Here is a 21172-nt window from a genome sequence, read left to right on the forward strand (position 1 = left end):
AAGCAGCCTTTTATTCCTTTCGACCAAGACGAATACAGAGAAAAATACAGATTGGCTAAAATTGCAAATTTAGAAAGGGCACTAAAAAGGCTTATGGCTGAGGCAGCATGAAGAAGTTATATAGTAGCAAAAAAGTGAAGGGCAAAGCTCGCCAAGATTTTAACTTTGCGTGCTTTACCCTTTTTCTTATCTGCTTCGCGTGAAACTCTTATTCTCTCAAAAATTTAGCAAACCATTTTCCCGAATCCTTGATAATCCGTTCCTGATTTTCATAATTGACATAAACAAGCCCAAAACGAGGCCCATATCCTTCGGCCCATTCGAAATTATCTAAAAGAGACCAGGCGAGATATCCTCCTATTTTCACACCTTCGTTTTTTGCCTTTAAAATATTAGCAAGATATTCTTGAAAAAACTGTATCCTTTTGTGATCCTGAACTTCTCCATTTTCCAACACATCATCAAAAGCTGCCCCGTTTTCAGAAATAATGATTTCCCTGATATTTTGGTATTTAGCAAACTGTTTCAAAATTTCGTACATCCCATCCGGCGCCACTTCCCAGCCCATAGCCGTCAACGGAACATTTCTTTTCCTGGCCGATACTTCTTCAAGCCACAAAACAGGTGCGAAGTAAGAATGCTTTACAATAACCCGGAAATAATTCTGAAGTCCGATAAAATCAAAATCAAATGCCAGTTTCTCAGCATCTCCTTCCAGCATGAATTTTGAAATTCCTTTCAGAAATGGAAATGCATCAATAGGATAACCCAGACCTAAGCACGGTTCCAGAAAAAGACGGTTCATGATTGCATCCGCTCTTTTGGCCGCCCGGATATCTCTTGTGCTTTGCGAAAAAGGCTGCACATGTGAACAGGAAAGTGCTGTACCGATGTAAGCCTCAGGCACCATATCCCGGACAATCCGGCCACCTTCTGCCTGGCATAAAGCCAGATGATGCACAACCGGCAGAAAATTAAATAATCCTTTTTTGCCAGGCGCATGCATACCTGTTGTATACCCCAGGCCGGCAACGGCCATAGGTTCATTTAGAATGATCCAGTTACGGACTTTTCCACCGAAAGCATCCGCGCAAAGCGAAACGTATTCAGAAAACCACTTTACAATTTCTCTGTTTTTCCAGCCTCCGCGGTCTTCCAGCGCTTGAGGCAAATCCCAGTGATATAAAGTAATCCAGGGTTCAATATCAAGGGCAATACATTTATCAATGATCCGGTTATAAAAATCGATTCCTTTTTCATTAATTATACCAGTTCCATTCGGCAAAATTCTAGACCATGAAATGGAAAAACGGAATTCTTTGAAGCCAAGATCCGCAACTAATTCCAGGTCCTCATCATATCTGTTGTAAAAATCGCAGGCAATCTCTGCGTGATGGCCATTTTTTATCTTCCCTTTTTGACGGGTAAAAGTATCCCAGATTGACTCTCCCCGCCCATGTTCTGCAACCGCGCCTTCAACCTGAAATGCTGCAGTAGCAGTGCCCCACCTGAAATCAACGCCGAAATCTTTTTTGGAAAGAATACCCATTTTCGGGATTTCCAGATTTTCGGTTTCTTCCTGCACTATACTGATTTGATTAAAATCCTTCAATGTTTCTGCTAATTATGTCCTGAACGTGAAGTCACTAACACAAAATTAAATGGAATAATTGCCAAAAAGATAACAATAGCGTAATGATATGAAAAACTTAATATTGGAAAGATCAATGTGAAAGCACAGCTAATTCTTTATCAGCGATGACCGTATGTAAACAAAAAAATCCTTCACCCGAATGACAGGTGAAGGATTTTGAAATTAATAACGCTTTGTACTACCTGATTACCGTAATTTTCTGTTTGGTTATCAAGCCATTGGGTTGTTTAAAGGTTACGATGTAACTTCCAGAAGACAGATTACTGATATCTACATCAACACCATCTTTCGGAACAAAATCTTTCACCTTTACTCCTCTGATGTCATAGATCTGAATGCTGGCAATTTTTTCCTTACCATTTCTCAGTTTCATGAAATTCGAACTCGGATTGGGGTAAAGTACTGCTGACTCATCGGTAACAAAATTTTCACTGATTATTCTGCTGTAAGCAAACGTTTCATCTTTATCGATCATTCTCAGACGATACAAATTGTTGCCGTTAGCAGGAGTAGCATGTGTATAGTTGTAAGATTTGGTTACTGAACTTTCACCCTGTGCATCAACTGAGCCTAAAACTGCCCACTCTTTACCATTAAGGCTATGTTGTACTTCAAAAGATTTTGAGTTGGTCTCTGCTGTGGTTTTCCATGCAAGTGAAGCAGCTGTTCCTTCTTTTTTCACGCTGAAATCTGTAAGTGTTACAGGAAGCGGTGTATCCGTTTTGAGCAGGAAGCAACCAAGATCAGAATAAATAGTACCTGCGCTTGAAGAAATTTCAAGAACAACCGAAGTTGTACCGGAAGGTGCCTGTTTTGTCAGTGTATATTTTTTCAAGCCAACTGTGGCCGCTGTTACGGATTTGTCAATTACTTGAGTCACTGTTGACCCTGTTATCTCTTCCGTTCCCTTAAAGAATTTCACCTTTAAAGTCTGTGTGAATCCAGTATTCGAACCTTCATATCCGGCATATACTGTCCAGGTTACTGTATTTCCAGGAGCAATATTTTTTGTCTGCGAGATAGCAGCCTTATTCGTTATTTTAGCTGATTTAGTTCCACAAACTACATAGTCTGTTGAAGTTGCAAATGTACCGTCCCCGGTCTTTGCCCAGCTATTTACCCCATCTTCAAAACTTGGGTTTACCAGTTGATTACCCGTACAAGTTTCGCAAGGGGCAGGGGTAAGTTTCAGACAAGCCGCATCAATTTTGAAAAAATCAGGACCTGGTGTAGTTGCTTCTACCCGAACAAATGACGAACCAGGAGGCGCTACATCGGTTAATGAATACTGTTTCAATATCGGTTGACCGGCAGCAACGATATCAACATCCCAGTCTACTTCCACAGTTTTTGTCAAGAGAGCGGTGATACCATCAGGCGCAAGGAATATCAGATTAAACTTCTGGCCTATTTTTTCATGGTACCCGCCATAAATTGTAAGTGTTGCCGTTGTACCTCCAATAATTGGCACGTCTTGGGTAAGTTTACCGCCACCATTAATAACGATCGCATTGCTACCACAAACGTCGTAGGTAGTATTGGAACTAGCTGAACCATTACCAATCTTAGTAAATGTCCATGAAGTGATCCCATTTTCAAAACTAGGATTTAATAATACGTTGTTATCGCATCCGCAACTAATAGGAGGGGCAGTTATCTGCAAACAACCTCCGTCAACTTTAAACCAATCTCCCGATTTTGCTTTTGCTTCAACACGAACGTAAACGGTACCGGCAGGTGCCGTCGCTGCCGAAAAGGTATATTTTTTTAAAATTGGTCCGGATGTAGGCGCAACATCCACGTCCCAATCAACGATCAGGGAGTCAGCCGTGATTAGCTTTTTATTGACATCCATAAAAGTCCTCTTAAAAGTCTGCGACTTGAATACGTGATATCCACCCCAAATAGTAAAATTTACTACTGACCCAGGGACAATTTCGAAATCTTGATATATAGAACCGGCATTTTGCAAAACCGCTGCATCAGAACCACAAACAGCGTAAGTTCCATCGGTTGACCATGTTCCTGATTTATTCCAGCCACTGAAAGGATCGCTGTCTTCGAAACTTGGGTCAGCCAATAAATTATTCGAACAAGAACAATCTCCTTTTGGATATGTTGTTGTCCTCGCGGCTGAGGCAGGAGCGCTTACGTTGTTTTTGACGACTGTCGAAAGACCAGAGGGCTGAGAAACTATCTTTTGGGCATTTGTTGTACCAATTGATATGTACAGGTTAAGAGCACATATCACTATTAATGAATAGAATGTTTTCATGAGAATGTATAGTTGTTAGCGATAATGATGAGAAATTTACGGGTTAAATAAAGTACTGACTGACATGATTTTTTTAAAAAATATTCCATAAAACAGATTGATCTGATTCAATTGGAATTCAAAACAATTAAACTTCTTAACGGATTAGCGGACGGTTTATCCTATCAATCATTAATGTTGCAATGACCAGTATAGTTAAACTTCTATGGTTATTTATGGAGGTGTCGACAAGTGCAAATGTAAAAAAAATTCTATTTAAAAATCAAATCATTTTTATGATTAATTTTATATTATAAATCACAAACAACTACATCTACGGTAATAATTAAATTAATTCTACGGAGTAAAAACAACTAAATCTACTACCAAAAAAAGTTAAATAGTTTACCTGTCAACCCTTTACAAATTTACCTATACCGTTAAATAAGAAAAAGTGATTTTTTTGACCCCAAAGACAAAATATGATTTTTCCAAGTATTCAATAAATTTGCAAACATATTCTGTGACTTATTTTTTTCTATTCACTCATAAAATAATTCTAAAATAAGATTCAAGTATCATTAAAAATTCGTTCATTTTGACAAAACTCCAACCACTTATTAATCAAGTCAATTGGAAGACCACTAAAAAATAATTCACCGGCCGAAGGTGATAAGGTTACAAAACTAATCACACTCAGGGAGTTAGAAGAGGCAAAAAAGGAAAAATGAACGCTATTTATTATACGTCATCAAACTTACTCTACAATCCGCTACTATTTTATTCTTAACACTGAGTGAAAAGTGAAATAAGAAAAAAAAAGCCCGTATATTACTTTAACTTCAAACCTCAGTCTCAATATAGCTTTTACATCCAAATTTAATTCCTTCAAGAAAACCTTTGTTTTTGACCGAATTATATTAGATGATGCAACAATAAATCATTTCGTAGAAATTGTAGTACTCTTTGGATTTTCGCTAAGAGAAAATCTGGATTATGTAGTATTATTTATTTCGTTCTAAAACAGTGTATTAAGGAAATATAATTTTCGCTTTCCTTAAATTTATTCGCTAAAAACTAAAATCCATAAAAAAAACCAGCATCCCGAAAAGAGAAACTGGTCCAAATTGCTATTTTTTTATTTATGCAGCTCTTAGCGCGTAGTTACAAACATCAAAAATTTCTCTTAATTCCTTAAGCGCCTTGCGGATTCTTGATTTTACAGTACCCAGCGGTATGCTCAATTTGTCAGACACTTCTTCATGCGTATATCCCTGAAAGTAAACAAGATCAATTAAAATACTTTTTTCAGGTAATAACCTGGAAACGATTGCACGAATATCAATTGTGGCAGGTATTGGATTAAATATAACATTATTTCCCATTTCTGATTCAAGAACAGTATCCCAGCTTACCGATTTTTCCTTTTTAACATCAAGCCTTAACCGATCTATGGCTGTGTTTCTGGCAACATTCAGAATCCAGGTAAACAAACTCCCCTTTTCATTATTATAACTATCAATATTTTTCCAGATCTTCAAAAAAGAATCCTGCATTACATCCGCCGCCTTCTCTTCATCCTTAACAATTTTCATAATGATACCATACAAGGCCGAAGCATAATGGTCGTAAAGATATTCGAAAGCCTCCTTACTGTTGCACTTCAAAGAAGATATCAACTCACGTTCGGTGTATGCAGATTTACTTATCATCTTTCTTATTATTAAATAATTATTTTGGGTAAGTCCGACAGCTTTGTTAGCTCTTCATAATATGTTAGTACAAAACATGTTCCATACTCCCGGATGGCAAATGTGTGTATGCTTTTCTTCTATGTTGTGGATTTAATTTTTGAAGGATTTCTATTTTCTAATAAATTTCCACAGATTATACAAAAACTGAGGAATATATAAATTGCGGCACGGGAATCCATTCCCCACCTTTCATAAAAAATTTTGTGTCATTATTTTGTAAATCAATTAACATATCCTCACAAATAATTCATAACAAGACATTTAGTTACCTGATATATATTTAACATACAGATTTATTTTTGACGAATTTCCCCAAACTACCTTTTTACTATATGAAACGCATTTATTTTCTTACGGTCTTAACATTCATGAATTTTGCTGTACCAGCTCAAAATTTTAATTCAATTCCCTCCAAATCTGATAAAAAGCTTACTGAAAAACTTGAAAAAGCATTGGCTGGTTTTAAAGGAAGCGCGGGTGTGTATGTGCGAAATCTAAAAACAGATAAGTTTGCTTCCGTGCACTCCGATACAATTTTCCCGACTGCGAGTATGGTGAAAATACCCATCATGATTGGTGTTTTTGACAAAATAAATAAGGGTGAACTTCAATTTGACCAGCTTCTCACCTACCGCGATTCCCTGAAATATGATGACGGAATCACAGGTTCCTTTCGTGACAGCACTAAAATTCCTTTACCAAAAGTTATTCATTTGATGATTTCATTGAGCGATAATACCGGAAGTTTGTGGCTGCAGGCTTTGGCAGGTGGCGGCGCAGCAATTAATCAATGGATGGAAACGAATGGATTTGTCAACACACGTGTCAATTCCAGAACGCCTGGACGGAAACAAAACCAGGCAATCTATGGCTGGGGACAAACTTCACCGCGCGAAATGGCCGAATTGATGGTAATGATCCGGCAGGGGAAAGTGATCAGTCCTTCTGCAAGTGAAAGAATGTACCGCTATTTAGGAATGCAGTTTTGGGATGGCGAAGCATTGTCCCAAATTCCGCCTTTTATTAAAACCGGAGCAAAAAGTGGGGCAGTAAATCAGGCCAAATCAGAAGTAGTGATGGTTCACGCGCCTCATGGTGATTATGTTTTTTGTATTACAACCAAAAACCAGCAGGACGAGCGCTGGCAAAGAGATAATGAAGGCTACGACATGATCCGTAAAGTTTCCGAAATAATATGGAATCATTTCGAACCAAAAAGCAAATGGAAACCCGTTTCCGAATATGAAAGATGGTGGTTTTAAAATGAAAAATTCTTACCCGGTAACAGGTAAGAATTTGACAAAAAACTTATGTAAAAGTTTACGCGGTGGCCCGGCTTTTCTGCAATAGCCATCTACTTTCTTTTTTGACAAACGTAATCGGCACATATTCGTCCGTGGGCGCGCCTATGTAATAAACGGCCCATTCCGGATCCTGATGAGAGAGCATTTCACTGATACAATCCGCACGATGGCCGGTTGGATTTGAACAATTGTCCCAATAAAAAAGCTCAACACGATAATGCAGCTGTTCTTTCAGCCCATTCACAGTTACTTCAATTTCGATTTCATGCCTTCCTGGAATGTTTGGAATCGGGATCGCTATATGGCTCATATAATTGATGTTTAGTTGTGTCTGTTTAGTCTGTTTTAAGTGATTTAACCGGATTCATGAGGGCTGCCTTGATGCTTTGAAAACCAACTGTAATGAAGGTAATAATGATTGCCATGAGTCCGGCAATGGCAAAAATCCACCAGGCTATTTCAATTCTTTCAGTAAAATCTTCCAGCCATTTTTTCATAAAATACCACGCGACCGGTGTAGCCAAAACGATAGAGATAACCACCAGTTTGAAAAAATCTTTTGATAAAAGCGCAACAATACTAGCCACGCTGGCACCCAGCACTTTTCTTATTCCTATTTCTTTTGTCCGTGTTTCTGCTGTAAATGTGATCAAACCGAATAATCCCATGCAGGCAATAAAGATGGCGAAAGCTGTGAATACCGTGAACATTTTGGACATCCGAATTTCTGTCTTGAATGTATCATTGAAAGCATCATCCAGAAAAGAATATTCAAAAGGCTTATCGGCCGAATATTTCTTGTAAATAGTTTCAATTGCTTTTATTTTTTCAACAATGTTGGATTTGGGGTCCATTCTGGCAAACAAAACTCCGGACCCTTGTTCATCAGCCAGCATATTTGTGGTGTCACTCATAATGAAAAGCCCCATAGGCAGCTTGTCACTTTTGGTTGATGCGAATCGGAAATTTTTTAAAACCCCCACCAGATTTCTGTTAAATACAGTTTGTCCCAATGGATCACCTTTTAAGCCTAAGTCGGTTACTGCCGTCTCATTCAACAATATACCATGTCCGTTTTTCCAGGAACTCCCCTCCGGCTTTATTTTCCAGGCTAGCCCAAGCGTATTCATATAATTGGCATCAACTTCGGCATATGACACACTTAAATCCTTTTTGGTTGATTTATTTTGGGCAAAAAACATGCTGTACCCTTTGTATAAGCTGGTTGTTGAAAAAGTAACGTCCTCCACACCAGCAAGTTCTGCTATCTCGTTTTTTAATGAAAAATAATTTTTACCAACAGATCCGCTTAACGGGATATTCAACATCTGGTCTTTATTCAATCCCAGTTTTACGTTTTGCATAAAGCTCAATTGCTGCTGCACGATGAAGCTGCAAACGATTAGTGCAATGGAAACAGTAAATTGAAAAACCATGAAAACTTTACGTAAAGCCACGCCCTTTTGCTGGCTTCCTAACCTTCCTTTCAATACTTCAATCGGAGAAAAACCTGATAAGATCAGTGCCGGATAACTGCCCGCTACGAATGCACTAAAAAGCAAAATACCAGTCAATATCCCAATAAAAGAAGGAGATAATAAAAAAGAGCTGTCAATTTTCAGATTTAATAAATTGTAGAATGGCTGGCGCATAATTTCTACCAGAACAAACGATAAGGCAAATGCAATGCAGCATACCATGACTGATTCGGTATAAAACTGCCTGATCAAACCACTTCTCCCCGCTCCTGCCGTTTTACGAACGCCTACTTCTTTCGCACGCTGTGTTGACCTTGCGGTGGTAAGGCTCATGTAATTGAAAAGTGCCAGAAACAATATCAATAAAGCAATACCGGCAAAAATATTGATCAGTGCGGTATTCCCCGAATCCACAAAATTATTCCCAAGGTGAATGGTGGTAAATCCTTCAAGTGAATAACTTGCTTTTTTATCAAAATCATCGATTTTAAGCCCTGACGCAATAATACTTTTTTCAACCTTTTTTACTGAATTTTCAGAATCAAGTAACAGAAATGTATTGAAGGCACCGGCATGTTCCCACATATCCTTTTCATTTTTGCCTAGCTGAGGGATTGTGGCAAGTGATGCGACAAAATCAAAATTGAAGGTAGAATTGGAAGGAGGATTTTCAGCTATACCTGTAATTTCAAACAAATGTTTTCCTTCATATAAAAGCGTTTTCCCGACAGGATCTTTTTCTCCAAAATATTTCTTCGCCGCACGCTCGGAAATTACAAGTGCATAGGGTTTATTTAAAATCTCATCTGCATTACCTTCTTTTAACTTAAACGAAAAAACTTTAAAAAAAGAAGGATCGGCAAATATGAAGTTTTTTTCACTGAATAACGCTGACGAATTCTCAGGATTTTTAATAACTACCGACTGATAGGATTCCTTCAAACGAACAAAGTTCTGGATTTCCGGCGTTGATTCTTTTAGCTGTGGTGCCAGTTTTGCATTGAAATTCTTGAACTGCATGTTATGCCCGTCCATATTCACGGTGGCCAGCATACTATAAATCCTGTCACCATTTTTATGAAACTTGTCATAACTATATTCATGCATGACAAACATGAGTATCAACATGGAAACGGCCATTCCCATAGCCAGTCCGACAATGTTGATAAAAGAATAATCTTTGTGCTTCCAAATATTCCGGGCGGCGATTTTGAGATAATTTCTGAACATAGGAAGTTAGGTTTACTATTCTGAGCGAAGAGATTTTACAGGATTGGCCAGTGCAGCTTTGATACTTTGAAAACTGATTGTAACCAAAGAAATAACAATAGCTATTATCGCAGCAACAGCAAATATCTGCCAGGACACATGAACCCGGTAGGCATAATTTTGCAGCCATTTATCCACTGCATACCAGGCCAGCGGTGTCGATACAATAATGGCGATACATACAAGTTTGAGGAAATCGCCCGACAACAAACGAACCAATCCAAAAACAGAAGCTCCAAGTACTTTCCTGATTCCAATTTCTTTGGTACGCTGTTCAGCCGTAAAAGCAGCCAGGGCAAATAATCCCAAACAGCCGATAAATAATGCCAGAATTGTAAAAACGCCCAAAACGGTACTCGTTTTTCCTTCTGAAATGTAAAGCCTGGCAAAAGAAGAATCCAGAAAATCATGCTCCACGGGTACCTCAGGAACAGCGGCTTTCCAAAGTGCTTCCACTTTTTGAATGACTGATTTTTCAGTACCGGGCAGTAATCTCACAGCCACGTTGGAATCCCAGGTTTGATAACTTTTAGACGATTCGTTAAAAATTGCAATCGGCTCAATAGCCAGCTTCACGGATCCGTTATAAAAATTTTTCATCACGCCCACGACCTGAAAACGCTGGTTCCGGTTACCCGGATAACGCATCCATTTTCCGACACCATTTTCCCAGCCCATTGCTTTTACAGCCGCTTCGTTTAAAATAACACTTGTTGAATCACTCACTGTATTGGACAGAAAATTCCGTCCGGCAATTATCTCTATTCCCAGAGTAGGAACAAAATTTAGGTCTGTCATGAAAGAACTTAGAAGCAGGCTTTTGACAACCGCGTGTTTTTGATCTCCTTGTTCCGGCTCATAATAATCTCCAAAACTTCCCTGAGAAGGCAAATAAGATGAAAATGTTGTATTAACAACACCTGGAATCTGAGACAATTGCTGACGAAAAGTTTCTTTGGCAGAAGCATTTCCCAAATGCCGGGCATTCTCAATAATCAGAACGTTTTCACGTTGCAGTCCGGGTGAAACTTTCGTAGCAAAATGTAATTGTTCGTAAACCACAAAAGCGCCTAACATCAGTACTATGGATACAGAAAATTGAAATACAACCAAACCATTCCGCAAAAAAACATGACCTCCCGTAGCCGGCGTACCGGACATTTTTGAAATATCAACCGTTTTGGATTTGGAAAAATAGAAGGCAGGATATAAACCGCAGACCAAACCAGTTAAAAGTGGCAGGAGAATTACGTAAGGCAATATTTTTAAAGAATAAAGATCTGCCGCTTCAAGTCTCAATCCTGTAAGTTTATTGAAAAAAGGTAATGTTATCGAAGTTAAAACAGCTGCCAGAATCATCGCAATTACACTGTATAATAATGATTCGGTAAGAAACTGTCCAACCAGCACATTTTTATTTGATCCCAAAGCACGACGAATGCCAACTTCCCTGGTACGCTTGATCGACCTGGCTGTGGAAAGATTCATAAAATTTACACAGGCAAGCAAAAGGATCAAACCACCCACAATGGCAAAAATGTTTACCTGCTGTTTATCTCCAAGTGTTGTCAATCGGGAATAAAACCCCGCGGCATTTAGATGTAATGATTTGAGAGCAATTAATTTAACATCCAGTTTGTCACCCTTTTCAAGTTGTTTCAGAAAATCCTGTCCGACTCGTTCGTAGGCTGCCGGTGCATATCTTTTGACCATATCCGGAAATTTTGCTTCCAGTGAAGCTATTGTTCCGGGCGTTGGTGTTTTGTGAAATTTCGCCCAGGTATCCACCTGAAGCCAAATCCAGCTCCAGGCGAAGTTTTCTACAACCCGAAAATCAGCCATGGGCAACAAAAAATCAAACTGGACTGAGGATGTGGCAGGCAGATTTTTTACGATACCGGAAATCGTATACATATGTCCATTGATTTCCAGAGCCTGTCCTATCGGAGATTTTGTGCCAAAATATTTTTCAGCAGTTTGCTCAGTTAATACCAAACTTCCAGACTTATTAAGCGCTGACAAACCGCCTTCCTTAATCGGAAAAGCAAATAATTTTAAAAATGAAGTATCGGCCGCCATCGCCGCAGTTTCGTTGTATTGCAGCGGTTCGTCTCCGGAAACTGTGCGCCGTACAATAACATTTCCGAGGTTAAAAGTCCGGGCTGTCATTTCAATTTCCGGATAATCTGCTGCTAATCTTGGACCGAGCGGTGGAGGCGTATTGGTTGTCTTTCCTTCTTCGCCACCCATTTTAAAATCCAGCGTGACCGAAAAAATACGATCCGCATCCGGCAAAAATTCATCAAAACTCCTTTCGTAATAAACATAAATCCCGATAAGCCAACACGCCGCAAGTCCAACCCCAAGGCCGGTAACATTCACAAGCGAAAAAAAAGTTTGCCGGCGAAAATTCCGGAATGCTACTTTAATGTGATTGCTTATCATCGCTTTATTATTTTAAGAAGTCAGGTTAAAAATCACACAAAATATCTATCAACAAAAGTGTTTCATTCAGATTTTAAAGATTTTACCGGATTCATCAAAGCTGCTTTAATCGATTGAAAACTAACCGTAACCAAGGCTATGAAAATTGCAGCAATGCCGACGGAAACAAAAATCCAGGCACTTATTTCGATACGGTAAGAATAATTATCAAGCCATTTTTGCATAAAAAACCAGGCTAACGGAGTTGCTATAATAATGGAGAGAACCACCATTTTTACAAAATCCTCGGACAACGTATAAACGATACTTGAAATACTGGCACCTAATACTTTACGAACACCAATTTCTTTCGTACGCTGCTCAATAACCATCAATGCAACCGCAAACAATCCCAGACATGATAATAAAATTGCGACACCGGATGCCAGACTAAAAATCTGCGATAGCCTTTCTTCTTCCTTATACCAGGCATCGGTGTTTTCGTCCATATAAGAACCTATGAATTCTGACTGCGGAGCGACTTCTTTCCATACATTTTTAAGTTTGTCCATCGCACCGGAAAGACTTTGGGGAGTGACCCGGACAAAAATATAATTGATTGATTCTGAATGTGAAATATGTAAAGTAATCGGTTTCTGATCCGCTTTCAGTGAATACAAATGAAAATCAGGAATAAGACCGATGATCTGATATTTCACCCCTGCAGTATCCGTTTGAAAATATTTCCCAACCGGATCTTTTTCCCCGATCATTTTGGCCATCTGTTCCGTTATGATCACCCGGTCCAGAGAATCCGTTGGATATGCCGGATCAAATTCCCGGCCGCCGAGAAGTTTAATTCCAAGCGTTTTTGCATATTCGTAATCAACTGAAACCCAGTCTGACGAAATTTCTTTTTCCTTGTAAGTAAAACCCAGGATGCTTCTGGACGTACTATGGTCGCTTCCAACGCCCAGATTTACTCCACTACCTGAAATCCCAAGAATAGTTGGGTCATTATCCAACTTATTACGCATTCTGCGTAATACCTGCTGGCCATTCACTTTATTTCCAACGGGAATACTGATCACCTGATCTTTATTAAAACCAAGCGGTTGCGTCCGAAGGAAATTCACTTGTTGAATCGCAATAATGGTACAACAAATTAACAAACTAGATAAAGTAAACTGCGTTACAATGAGTGAATTGCGCAAGATACCGGGACGCGTTAAAGTAATCTTTCCTTTTAAAACCTCCACAGCGTTAAATTTAGACATTTGCCAAGCCGGATAACCGCCTGCGATCAAGGTCACAAGCACAAACAAACCAAGAACAATGGCCATGCTTGCTGGCTGGAAAATATATTCAAGCGTTAGTTTCCCTCTAAATGTGGCATTGAATTGTGGCAGAAAAACATAGGCAAGAAAAAGTCCGGCAAGAAATCCGACAAAGCAAATCATCGATGTTTCACCCCAGATTTGTACAAAAAGCTGGTTTTTAAGTGCGCCCAAAGATTTACGAACACCAACTTCCCGAGCTCGTGTAAATGAACGCGCAACACTCAGATTTATGAAATTGATACAGGCGATCAGCAAAATGAAACAGGCAATGCCCATCAATGCATAGATAAGCGTAACCGCAGAGCCTCCTGAAATATCTTTATTAAAATGTACATTGGCCAGTTTTTGTAACCTGACAGCAAAAATATCACCGCGCTCATCAGGTTTTGCTCCCTGTTTTTTCAATACGGCAATATTACCTGCAAAATATTTATTTGAAAAAGATTTCAACCGTTTTTCAAAGGAACCCTGATCGACATTGGGTGCCAGTTTTATATAAACGTTGTGAGACATGGCGTCCCAGGCATCCTTTTGATTCTGGTAACCCGGATGGTTTTCCACCCGGATAAATGCGTCATATTGAATGGATGAATTGTCCGGAAAATCAGCTAATACTCCTGTTACATTATATTGTTTTTGACTTCCGCCTTCGGCTCCAAGCATTACTTGTTTTCCAACGGGATCCTCAGTGCCAAAAACAGCTTTTGCCATATTCTCACTGATCACGATATTGCTCAGATCATTCAGCGCCGTTTCCGAACTACCTTTTAACATCGGGAAAGTAAATATTTTCAAAAAATCAGGATCTGTCAGCATCACCTGTTTATCAAAATATTTCCCTTTGTATTCAACCATACTGCTGCCGTTCACCAATCTTGCAGCTGCCTCCACTTCCGGATATTCCGCTTTCAGAGCAGGCGTTAGCGGCATGGGCATGGAGGTGCCTTTTTCTTCTTTTTCGGGTTTATTTGAAAACAGATACGTCTGAAAAATCCTGTCGCTATCCTTATGAAACAGATCGAATGAAAGTTGGAAATAAGCCGTCAGAAAAAGAAAAATACTGATACAAAAGGCGACAGCAAGCCCGACAATATTTATCGCTGCATAACCCTTACTTTTCCAGAGATTCCTGAAAGCAATTTTGAAGTAATTACGTATCATCTGCTGATTATTTATAGATTGAAAACCCTATTTCCTGTTCTGTTTCTGTGATAATCTGTTGACGTTCTTCTTCCGATTTTCCATTAGCGTTCAACGTTCTCTCGTATTCAAAATCTTCTCCGTTTTTGACAAACTGATAGTGCATATACATTTGTCCTTCGGCATTATATTTTATTTGTTTTGAAAAAGGCTGTTTTTTATCACAGATTTCAGTTTTTGTATTTTCAGTACTTTCCGTTATCGTCATTTTGGGAACTCTTCTTGAAATTTCCGGCTCCCGTTCTTCCTCAGAAAACAAGGGTGCCGTGGGAGATTTTGGAGCAGGAGGAAAAGAAAGATCCAACGAGTCCATCACCTTTTCTTTCAGCGCCATTCGCTCCGATTTATCCAAAAAAGACAGATCAAAAGTATGATCATATCGTATTGTTTGTCCGTCAATTGTTCCGCTGATATGGATCGACACAGACTTACCATCGTCCTCTATACTTTTATTCACAGATCGCGATTGTGCGAAAGCGATCGAATTTACAGTGGTTAGTAGAATGATAAAATACTTTTTCATAGCTAAATGGGTTGCTTTTTTTGATTTTCCGGGTTAAATAATCTGCATTTTTCAGTGTTGCAGGAATACCCGTCTATTCGAATTGAAATTATTATACCAGGCAAAAATATAGCATTTAACTATTTCATTATAAATGTTTTATATCAAATATGAAACAAAAAAAGTGTCCGATTATGGACACTTTCGTTCGGTATTGGACTTTCGAAAATCTTGCCATGATTCCCAAAAAAAAGAGTATCTTAATGTAATTAACATTTAATAAATTTCCTGAGTGCTCTATTAACTATAACTTCAATATAGTTATCTTTAAACTGGCAGTTGTTTTTATATTTGTATAACAGACAAAAAAGTAAGAATGAGTACTTTATCAATTTATACGAAACTAGAAACTTTAACCCCCGACTTGAAAGAAGAGGTTAATGATTTTATTGATTTTCTAATCGAGAAATCGAGTAAAGAGAAAAAAAAGAAAATTATTCCTGAATTTGGAAGTGCCAAAGGCAAAATTAAAATGTCTCCGGATTTCGACGAACCTCTAGATGACTTTAAGGATTATATGTAATGAATTATTTATTGGACACACATACTTTTCTTTGGTTTATCAACGGCGACAATGAACTTTCGCAAAGTTCAAAAGTCATCATTGAAGATCCTGATAATGTTAAGTATATTAGTATTGCAACCTTCTGGGAGATTGCGATTAAGATAAATATCAACAAATTGAAAATAGAAATGCCATTCCGGGAATTGGAATGGCACGTAATTAAAAATGACTTCCAGCTTTTACCTATTACTTTTTTACATACAAGTCAATTAATAAATTTGCCTATTTTCCATAGAGATCCATTTGACAGAATTATTATTGCTCAGGCAATTTGTGATAGCCTGACTGTAATTAGCAGGGATAACAATTTTAAGCATTACGAATTACCGATAATCTGGTAAATTTTATTCCGATTTCAAAGATTTCACCGGATCCATCATGGCCGTTTTCAAACTTTGAATTCCAACAGTTAAAACGGCAACAGAAATGGCAAGAACAGCAGAAAGTGCAAAATACCAGCCGGAAATTTCAATTCTGTAAGGAAAATTCTCCAACCAGATAGTAGCCGCGTAATACGAAATTGGTAACGCTGCAACGATCGCAATCAAAACCAGTTTGACAAAATCCGTTGATAATAAAGTGGCAATACTGGCAACGGAAGCACCCAAAACTTTTCTTATCCCGATTTCCTTTACCCTTGTTTCAGCATTAAAAGTGGCCAAACCAAATAAACCTATGCAGGAAACAAAAATCGATAAAATGGCTGCCAACGTAATCATTTGTTTCCATTTGGCCTCCGCTTCATATCTTTTCAAATTACTGACATCTTCAAATTTGTATTCAAAAGGCATAAAAGGCACATGTGCGTGAAAAACCTTTTCAACAGTCCGGATCGTTTCAGGAATATCAGTTGAATTCAATTTAAGGTAAATGGTACCCAATCCATAATTCGGATCCTGCGTCAATAAAAGCGGTTTTATCTTTTCTTTTAAAGAAGCGAAGTGGTAATCTTTAATCACACCGATCACTTTATATTTCTGATTTTTCCAATCAAAATTAATTTCTTTTCCAACCGGATCTTTCCAGCCTGCTTCTTTCACGAACGCTTCATTCACCACAACCGCTTCCATTGGATCGGATGTAAAACTCCGGGAGAAATTGCGGCCTTTTATGATAGGAATTTCTAACGCATTCAGAAAATTATCATCTACTCCGATATAGCCGAAATCAATACTTCCCTTTTCAATTTTTGCTCCGGTACTGTTATAATTTCCGTTGAAAGCAGCCACCGTTTTAATACCTGCTGTATTTTCCAGTTCCTGCTTTATGGCGGCCAGCGACTCCTTTCTGCCACCGCCACGTCCGATACTGAAACGCATCAGATTGATATCATTATAACCTAAATCTTTATTGGTCAGATATTTAAATTGAGAATAAATAATAATGGTACCAATAACAAGACAAACCGACAAAGCAAACTGAAATACGACCAAACCTTTGGTAAGATAATTCCGCTGCGTCAGTTTTGTACGGTTATACAATGTTTGCGCCGGGCTGAATCCCGACAAAACCATGGCAGGGTAAAATCCCGCCACCAGACCTGTGATCAGAAAAAGTGCAAAATAACCGGCAACAAGTTTAAAATCGAACAAATAAGAAACCGCTAGTTGTTTGTTTGCCAACTCATTAAAAACCGGCAAAATCAAATGGGTTAATACAAAGGCAAAACTGAAAGCGATAAACGACAAAAGGAACGATTCTCCCAAAAACTGGTACATCAGCTGTTTCCGCTGACTTCCAACAACCTTGCGGATTCCGATTTCCTTTGCCCGTTTGAGGGATCTTGCAACGGTGAGATTTATAAAATTGATACAGGCAATCAGCAAAATAAAAATGGCGATTCCCGAAAGGATATAGGTATAAATCGGGCTGCTGCCTTTGCCTAACCCATTTCTGATATCTGCGGATTCGCCGTCCAGATGAATTTTAAGAAACGGTTGAAGGTCGAAGTGAATTTTCTGTTTAAAATCCTTGATTTTACTGATTTCAACAGCAGATTTTGTTTTAAAAACCTGATCAAGTTTTGGAACAACAGTCAGATAATTGGCCTTCTCGTGCAACAATACAAAGGTATTCATATAAAACCCCAACCATTCCTGATCCGTCCAGCCTCGCGCTTCCTGGAATTTGAAAGGAATAACGGATTCAAACTGGATGGAGGAATTCTGAGGACATTTTTTGGCAACACCGGTAACGTTAAATGTTTCAAACTTATCATCAATTTTAAGATCCAGTGTTTTTCCAACAGCATCTTTTGTATTGAAATATTTCTCAGCAACATCCTCGGAAATCACAATGGAATTGATATCCGACAAAACCGTTTTCGGATCGCCATACAACAAGGGCATTGAAAAAACGGTAAAGAAATTATCGTCGGCAAAAAGAATATTTTCATTGAGCAGATCTGTCCCTTTTTTTACAACAAAAGAACTGCTCTGCGCTCTGACGATTTCCTTGATCTCTGGAATTTCCTGTTTGAAAGAAGGTCCATGAATTGCATTGGTACTGCCTATGACGTGCGTATCTTTCTCGTCCGTCATCGCTACCTGGATCCGGTAAAGCTGGTCTTTGTTTTCTTCAAAACGATCAAAACTTACTTCGTCTTTGGTGTAAAGTACAATTAACATACAACAGGTAAGCCCAAGCGACAACCCTGCAATATTGATCACCGAAAATACCTTATTCCTCGTAAGATTACGGAAAGCGATTTTGAGATAATTGGTTAACATGTCTTTTGGCTTTTAGGGGTTAGGGATTAGCTTTTAGCCGTGGCTTCGAGCCTTTGTTTGAGTTTTAGAAATTATCTGTAACTGTCAATTAATCAAGTATAACTATCTCCTTCAATAGCTACAAAACCCACTCTCATTTCAGGAAACAAACTTCCAAAACCCGGATCTATAGCTAAAAGCCAACAGCTAACCGCTACTCGCTACGTAGCGATTTTACAGGATTTTTCAACGCTGCTTTTATCGATTGAAAACTGACGGTCAGTAATGCAATTCCAACGGCCAGAATTCCGGCTAAACCGAAAACCCAAACCGGAATATCAATACGGTAAGCATAATCTTCCAGCCATTTGTTCATGGCAAACCAGGCAAGCGGCGCGGCGATTATAAAAGCGACAAGTACCAGTTTTACAAAATCTTTGGAAAGTAGATTGACAATCTCGGCAACGCTGGCTCCCAATACTTTTCGCACGCCGATTTCCTTGACCCGCTGTTCCACTGAAAAAGACGCAAGACCGAATAATCCGAGACAGGAGATCAAAATGGCGAGGCCCGCTAAAATGCCAACGATTTCACTCACCGTATTATCAGCCTGGTATAATTCGGCAAAATGATCATCAAGAAACTGGTATTCAAAATCTTCTTCCGGGGCAATACTTTTCCAGGTTGAACGGATTTCTCCGATAACATCTTCCGCTTTGGCCGTCTTAATCCGAACGGACATTTCGTTGTAACCCCATTCCTTTTGATCAAAAATGCATAAGGTTTCAATTTTATGATGCAGGGAATTAAAGTTAAAATCTTTGGAGACACCGACAATTACACCAGCCGAATCCATTCCTCCAAATCCAAAATTCTTACCTATCAAATAATCCAGTGGCTTGCCAGGAGTATCTTTTAGTAACTCTTTTGCCAGAGTTTCATTCACGATATAGGCTTTTCCGTTATCAGCATTGTCGTCTTTAAAATTCCGGCCGGCCACAAGTTTGATTTTATATAAAGTCAAATAATCCGGATCCACCACAATCTGAGAAGATGCCATTTCGCGCACCGGACCGGGGCCATGATATCGCACGCCTGTCTGGTGCATGTTGTTACCCAGTTTCTGCCCCGAACCTGTAACCGATACGACTTGCGCCTTGGATAATAATTCATCTTTGATCGCTTTGTAATTTTTACCGGATTGGACTCCCAAAGGAATGGTAATGACCTGCTCGCGATCAAATCCAATATTCGCTTTTTGCATATAATTCAATTGGCGAACTGTAAGAACCGTTGCGATCATCAGGAAAATAGCACCAGAAAACTGGCCCACCACCAAAGCATTTCGGAAGGATAATTTTTTATTCCCGCCTTTCATGACTCCTTTTAAAACCGTAGCTGCACTAAAAGAAGAAAGGTAAGCGGCAGGATAAAGTCCTGAAATAACCCCAACCAAAACAGTTCCGACGATTAAACCGACGAGAAGCAAAGGGTTTTTGAATATCGAAAATTCAAGTTGACGCTGACTCAAATCATTGACATAAGGAAGCAGCAACAAGACGAAAAGAACGGCGAGAATAAGTGAAAGAAAACACAGCATCACCGATTCTCCAAGAAATTGAGCGCCCAATTGAATTCGGCCCGATCCACTCGCTTTCCGTATACCAATTTCTTTGGCCCGTCCGGCTGAACGCGCGGTGGAAAGATTCATAAAATTTATGCAGGCAATCAGCAGTACGATCAGCGCTACAATCGTGAAAACGCGGGTATAGGTTTGGTCAAATTTCTGATAATTCTGATAATCGTGGGTGATGTTTGTGGAGTTTGCGTGAACATCTTTTAATGACTGCAAAAATAATTGATAATAGCCCGCGCCATCGCCTTTCATATGCCGTTTCAAATACGCCGGAAATTGTTTTTCCAGAGAAGCGATGTTGGCGTCTTTGGATAGTTCCAGATACGTTACTAACCAGTTACCTCCCCAGTTGTTGATAAAATCCGGTTTTATCATGGTATTAAATGAAAACAAACCTTCAAATTGAAGATGTGAATTTTTCGGCGTGTTTTTAAGAATACCGGTAACGTTGAAACGCGTGGTATCGCTTCCATAAACCGTAATAATCTTCCCGATTGGATCCGCTTTTCCAAATATTTTGGATGCACTTTCTTGGGTTAAGACAACGCTATTGGGCTTTTGTAAAACCTGATTTCTGTCGCCTTCTAATAATTCATAATCGAATATCTTTAAAAAGGTAGAATCAACAAATATCGCTTCGGCCAGTGTGAATTTCTTGTCGTCAAAGCGAAGTTTCACCTTATCCATGTTTCTGACTCTTGTAAAATTCAGAATTTCCGGATACTCCGCCGTTAAAGTTGGCCCCATCGGAAACATCGATAACGCCACATTTTGTGAAGCAACCATGCCCGGAAATTTCTGAACTTCGTCCAGCCGATACACATTTTTTTTATGAATGTCATCAAAACTTTTTTCGTAAAAAACAAAAAGCATGATCACAATACAGGCCGTCATCCCGGTAGCCAGACCGAGAATATTGAGCAGAGAATATCCCTTATGCTTCCAAAGGTTTCTCCATGCGATTTTGAGATAGTTTTTTATCATTTTGAGGTGTTGGCTTTTAGCGGTTAGGTATTAGCTTTCC

The 21172-nt window shown here is 39.0% G+C and carries 13 protein-coding genes; 3 read left to right on the forward strand and 10 right to left on the reverse strand.

Annotated elements, in window-relative coordinates; translation table 11 throughout:
• Positions 1-208: 208 nt before the first annotated feature.
• The 3 genes from FZF08_RS06785 to FZF08_RS06795 all read right to left on the reverse strand — a co-directional run bounded on the left by FZF08_RS06785 (position 209) and on the right by FZF08_RS06795 (position 5620).
• A complete protein-coding gene (locus FZF08_RS06785; protein ID WP_159468381.1) occupies positions 209-1549 on the reverse strand; it encodes a GH1 family beta-glucosidase in 1341 nt (446 codons plus the stop codon).
• A 283-nt stretch (positions 1550-1832) separates the two neighbouring features.
• Complete coding sequence (locus FZF08_RS06790; protein WP_159467890.1) at positions 1833-3929, reverse strand: T9SS type A sorting domain-containing protein; 2097 nt, start codon at positions 3927-3929, stop codon at positions 1833-1835.
• A gap of 1121 nt (positions 3930-5050) precedes the next feature.
• Positions 5051-5620 (reverse strand): RNA polymerase sigma factor, encoded by a 570-nt coding sequence (locus tag FZF08_RS06795; RefSeq protein ID WP_159467891.1) that lies wholly within the window; start codon positions 5618-5620, stop codon positions 5051-5053.
• Between the two features lie 374 nt (positions 5621-5994).
• Here FZF08_RS06795 and FZF08_RS06800 point away from each other — a divergent pair, with 374 nt between their 5' ends.
• Positions 5995-6924, forward strand: a complete 930-nt coding sequence (locus FZF08_RS06800) for a serine hydrolase (RefSeq protein WP_159467892.1) — start codon at positions 5995-5997, stop codon at positions 6922-6924.
• 58 nt (positions 6925-6982) lie between these two features.
• Here the strand turns inward: FZF08_RS06800 and FZF08_RS06805 are convergent, their stop codons facing one another.
• The 5 genes from FZF08_RS06805 to FZF08_RS06825 form a co-directional block, all read right to left on the reverse strand.
• On the reverse strand, positions 6983-7276 hold the full coding sequence (locus FZF08_RS06805) for a hypothetical protein (protein WP_159467893.1): 294 nt from the start codon (positions 7274-7276) through the stop codon (positions 6983-6985).
• A gap of 25 nt (positions 7277-7301) precedes the next feature.
• The gene (locus FZF08_RS06810; RefSeq protein WP_159467894.1) at positions 7302-9674 is read right to left on the reverse strand and encodes an ABC transporter permease; all 2373 of its coding nucleotides are present in this window, start codon (positions 9672-9674) and stop codon (positions 7302-7304) included.
• A 15-nt stretch (positions 9675-9689) separates the two neighbouring features.
• Positions 9690-12158, reverse strand: a complete 2469-nt coding sequence (locus tag FZF08_RS06815; RefSeq protein WP_159467895.1) for an ABC transporter permease — start codon at positions 12156-12158, stop codon at positions 9690-9692.
• A 62-nt stretch (positions 12159-12220) separates the two neighbouring features.
• Positions 12221-14638 (reverse strand): ABC transporter permease, encoded by a 2418-nt coding sequence (locus FZF08_RS06820; protein WP_159467896.1) that lies wholly within the window; start codon positions 14636-14638, stop codon positions 12221-12223.
• Between the two features lie 7 nt (positions 14639-14645).
• Entirely contained in the window at positions 14646-15200 is a 555-nt protein-coding gene (locus tag FZF08_RS06825; RefSeq protein ID WP_159467897.1) for a hypothetical protein, read from the reverse strand.
• 355 nt (positions 15201-15555) lie between these two features.
• Between FZF08_RS06825 and FZF08_RS06830 the strand changes: the two genes are divergently transcribed.
• Entirely contained in the window at positions 15556-15762 is a 207-nt protein-coding gene (locus FZF08_RS06830; protein ID WP_159467898.1) for a DUF2281 domain-containing protein, read from the forward strand.
• Positions 15762-16145 carry a type II toxin-antitoxin system VapC family toxin gene (locus FZF08_RS06835; RefSeq protein ID WP_159467899.1) on the forward strand — a complete coding sequence of 128 codons (384 nt, stop codon included), beginning with the start codon at positions 15762-15764 and terminating at the stop codon, positions 16143-16145. Before FZF08_RS06830 ends, FZF08_RS06835 begins: the two co-directional genes overlap by 1 nt.
• Before the next feature lie 3 nt (positions 16146-16148).
• On the opposite strand, the gene FZF08_RS06840 is transcribed toward FZF08_RS06835, so the two are convergent.
• Together FZF08_RS06840 and FZF08_RS06845 are read right to left on the reverse strand one after the other, a co-directional pair.
• Entirely contained in the window at positions 16149-18533 is a 2385-nt protein-coding gene (locus FZF08_RS06840; protein ID WP_159467900.1) for an ABC transporter permease, read from the reverse strand.
• A 193-nt stretch (positions 18534-18726) separates the two neighbouring features.
• Complete coding sequence (locus tag FZF08_RS06845; RefSeq protein WP_159467901.1) at positions 18727-21132, reverse strand: ABC transporter permease; 2406 nt, start codon at positions 21130-21132, stop codon at positions 18727-18729.
• Between the last annotated feature and the right edge of the window lie 40 nt (positions 21133-21172).

Source organism: Dyadobacter sp. 3J3, from assembly GCF_009801115.1.
Classification (GTDB): Bacteria; Bacteroidota; Bacteroidia; order Cytophagales; family Spirosomataceae; genus Dyadobacter.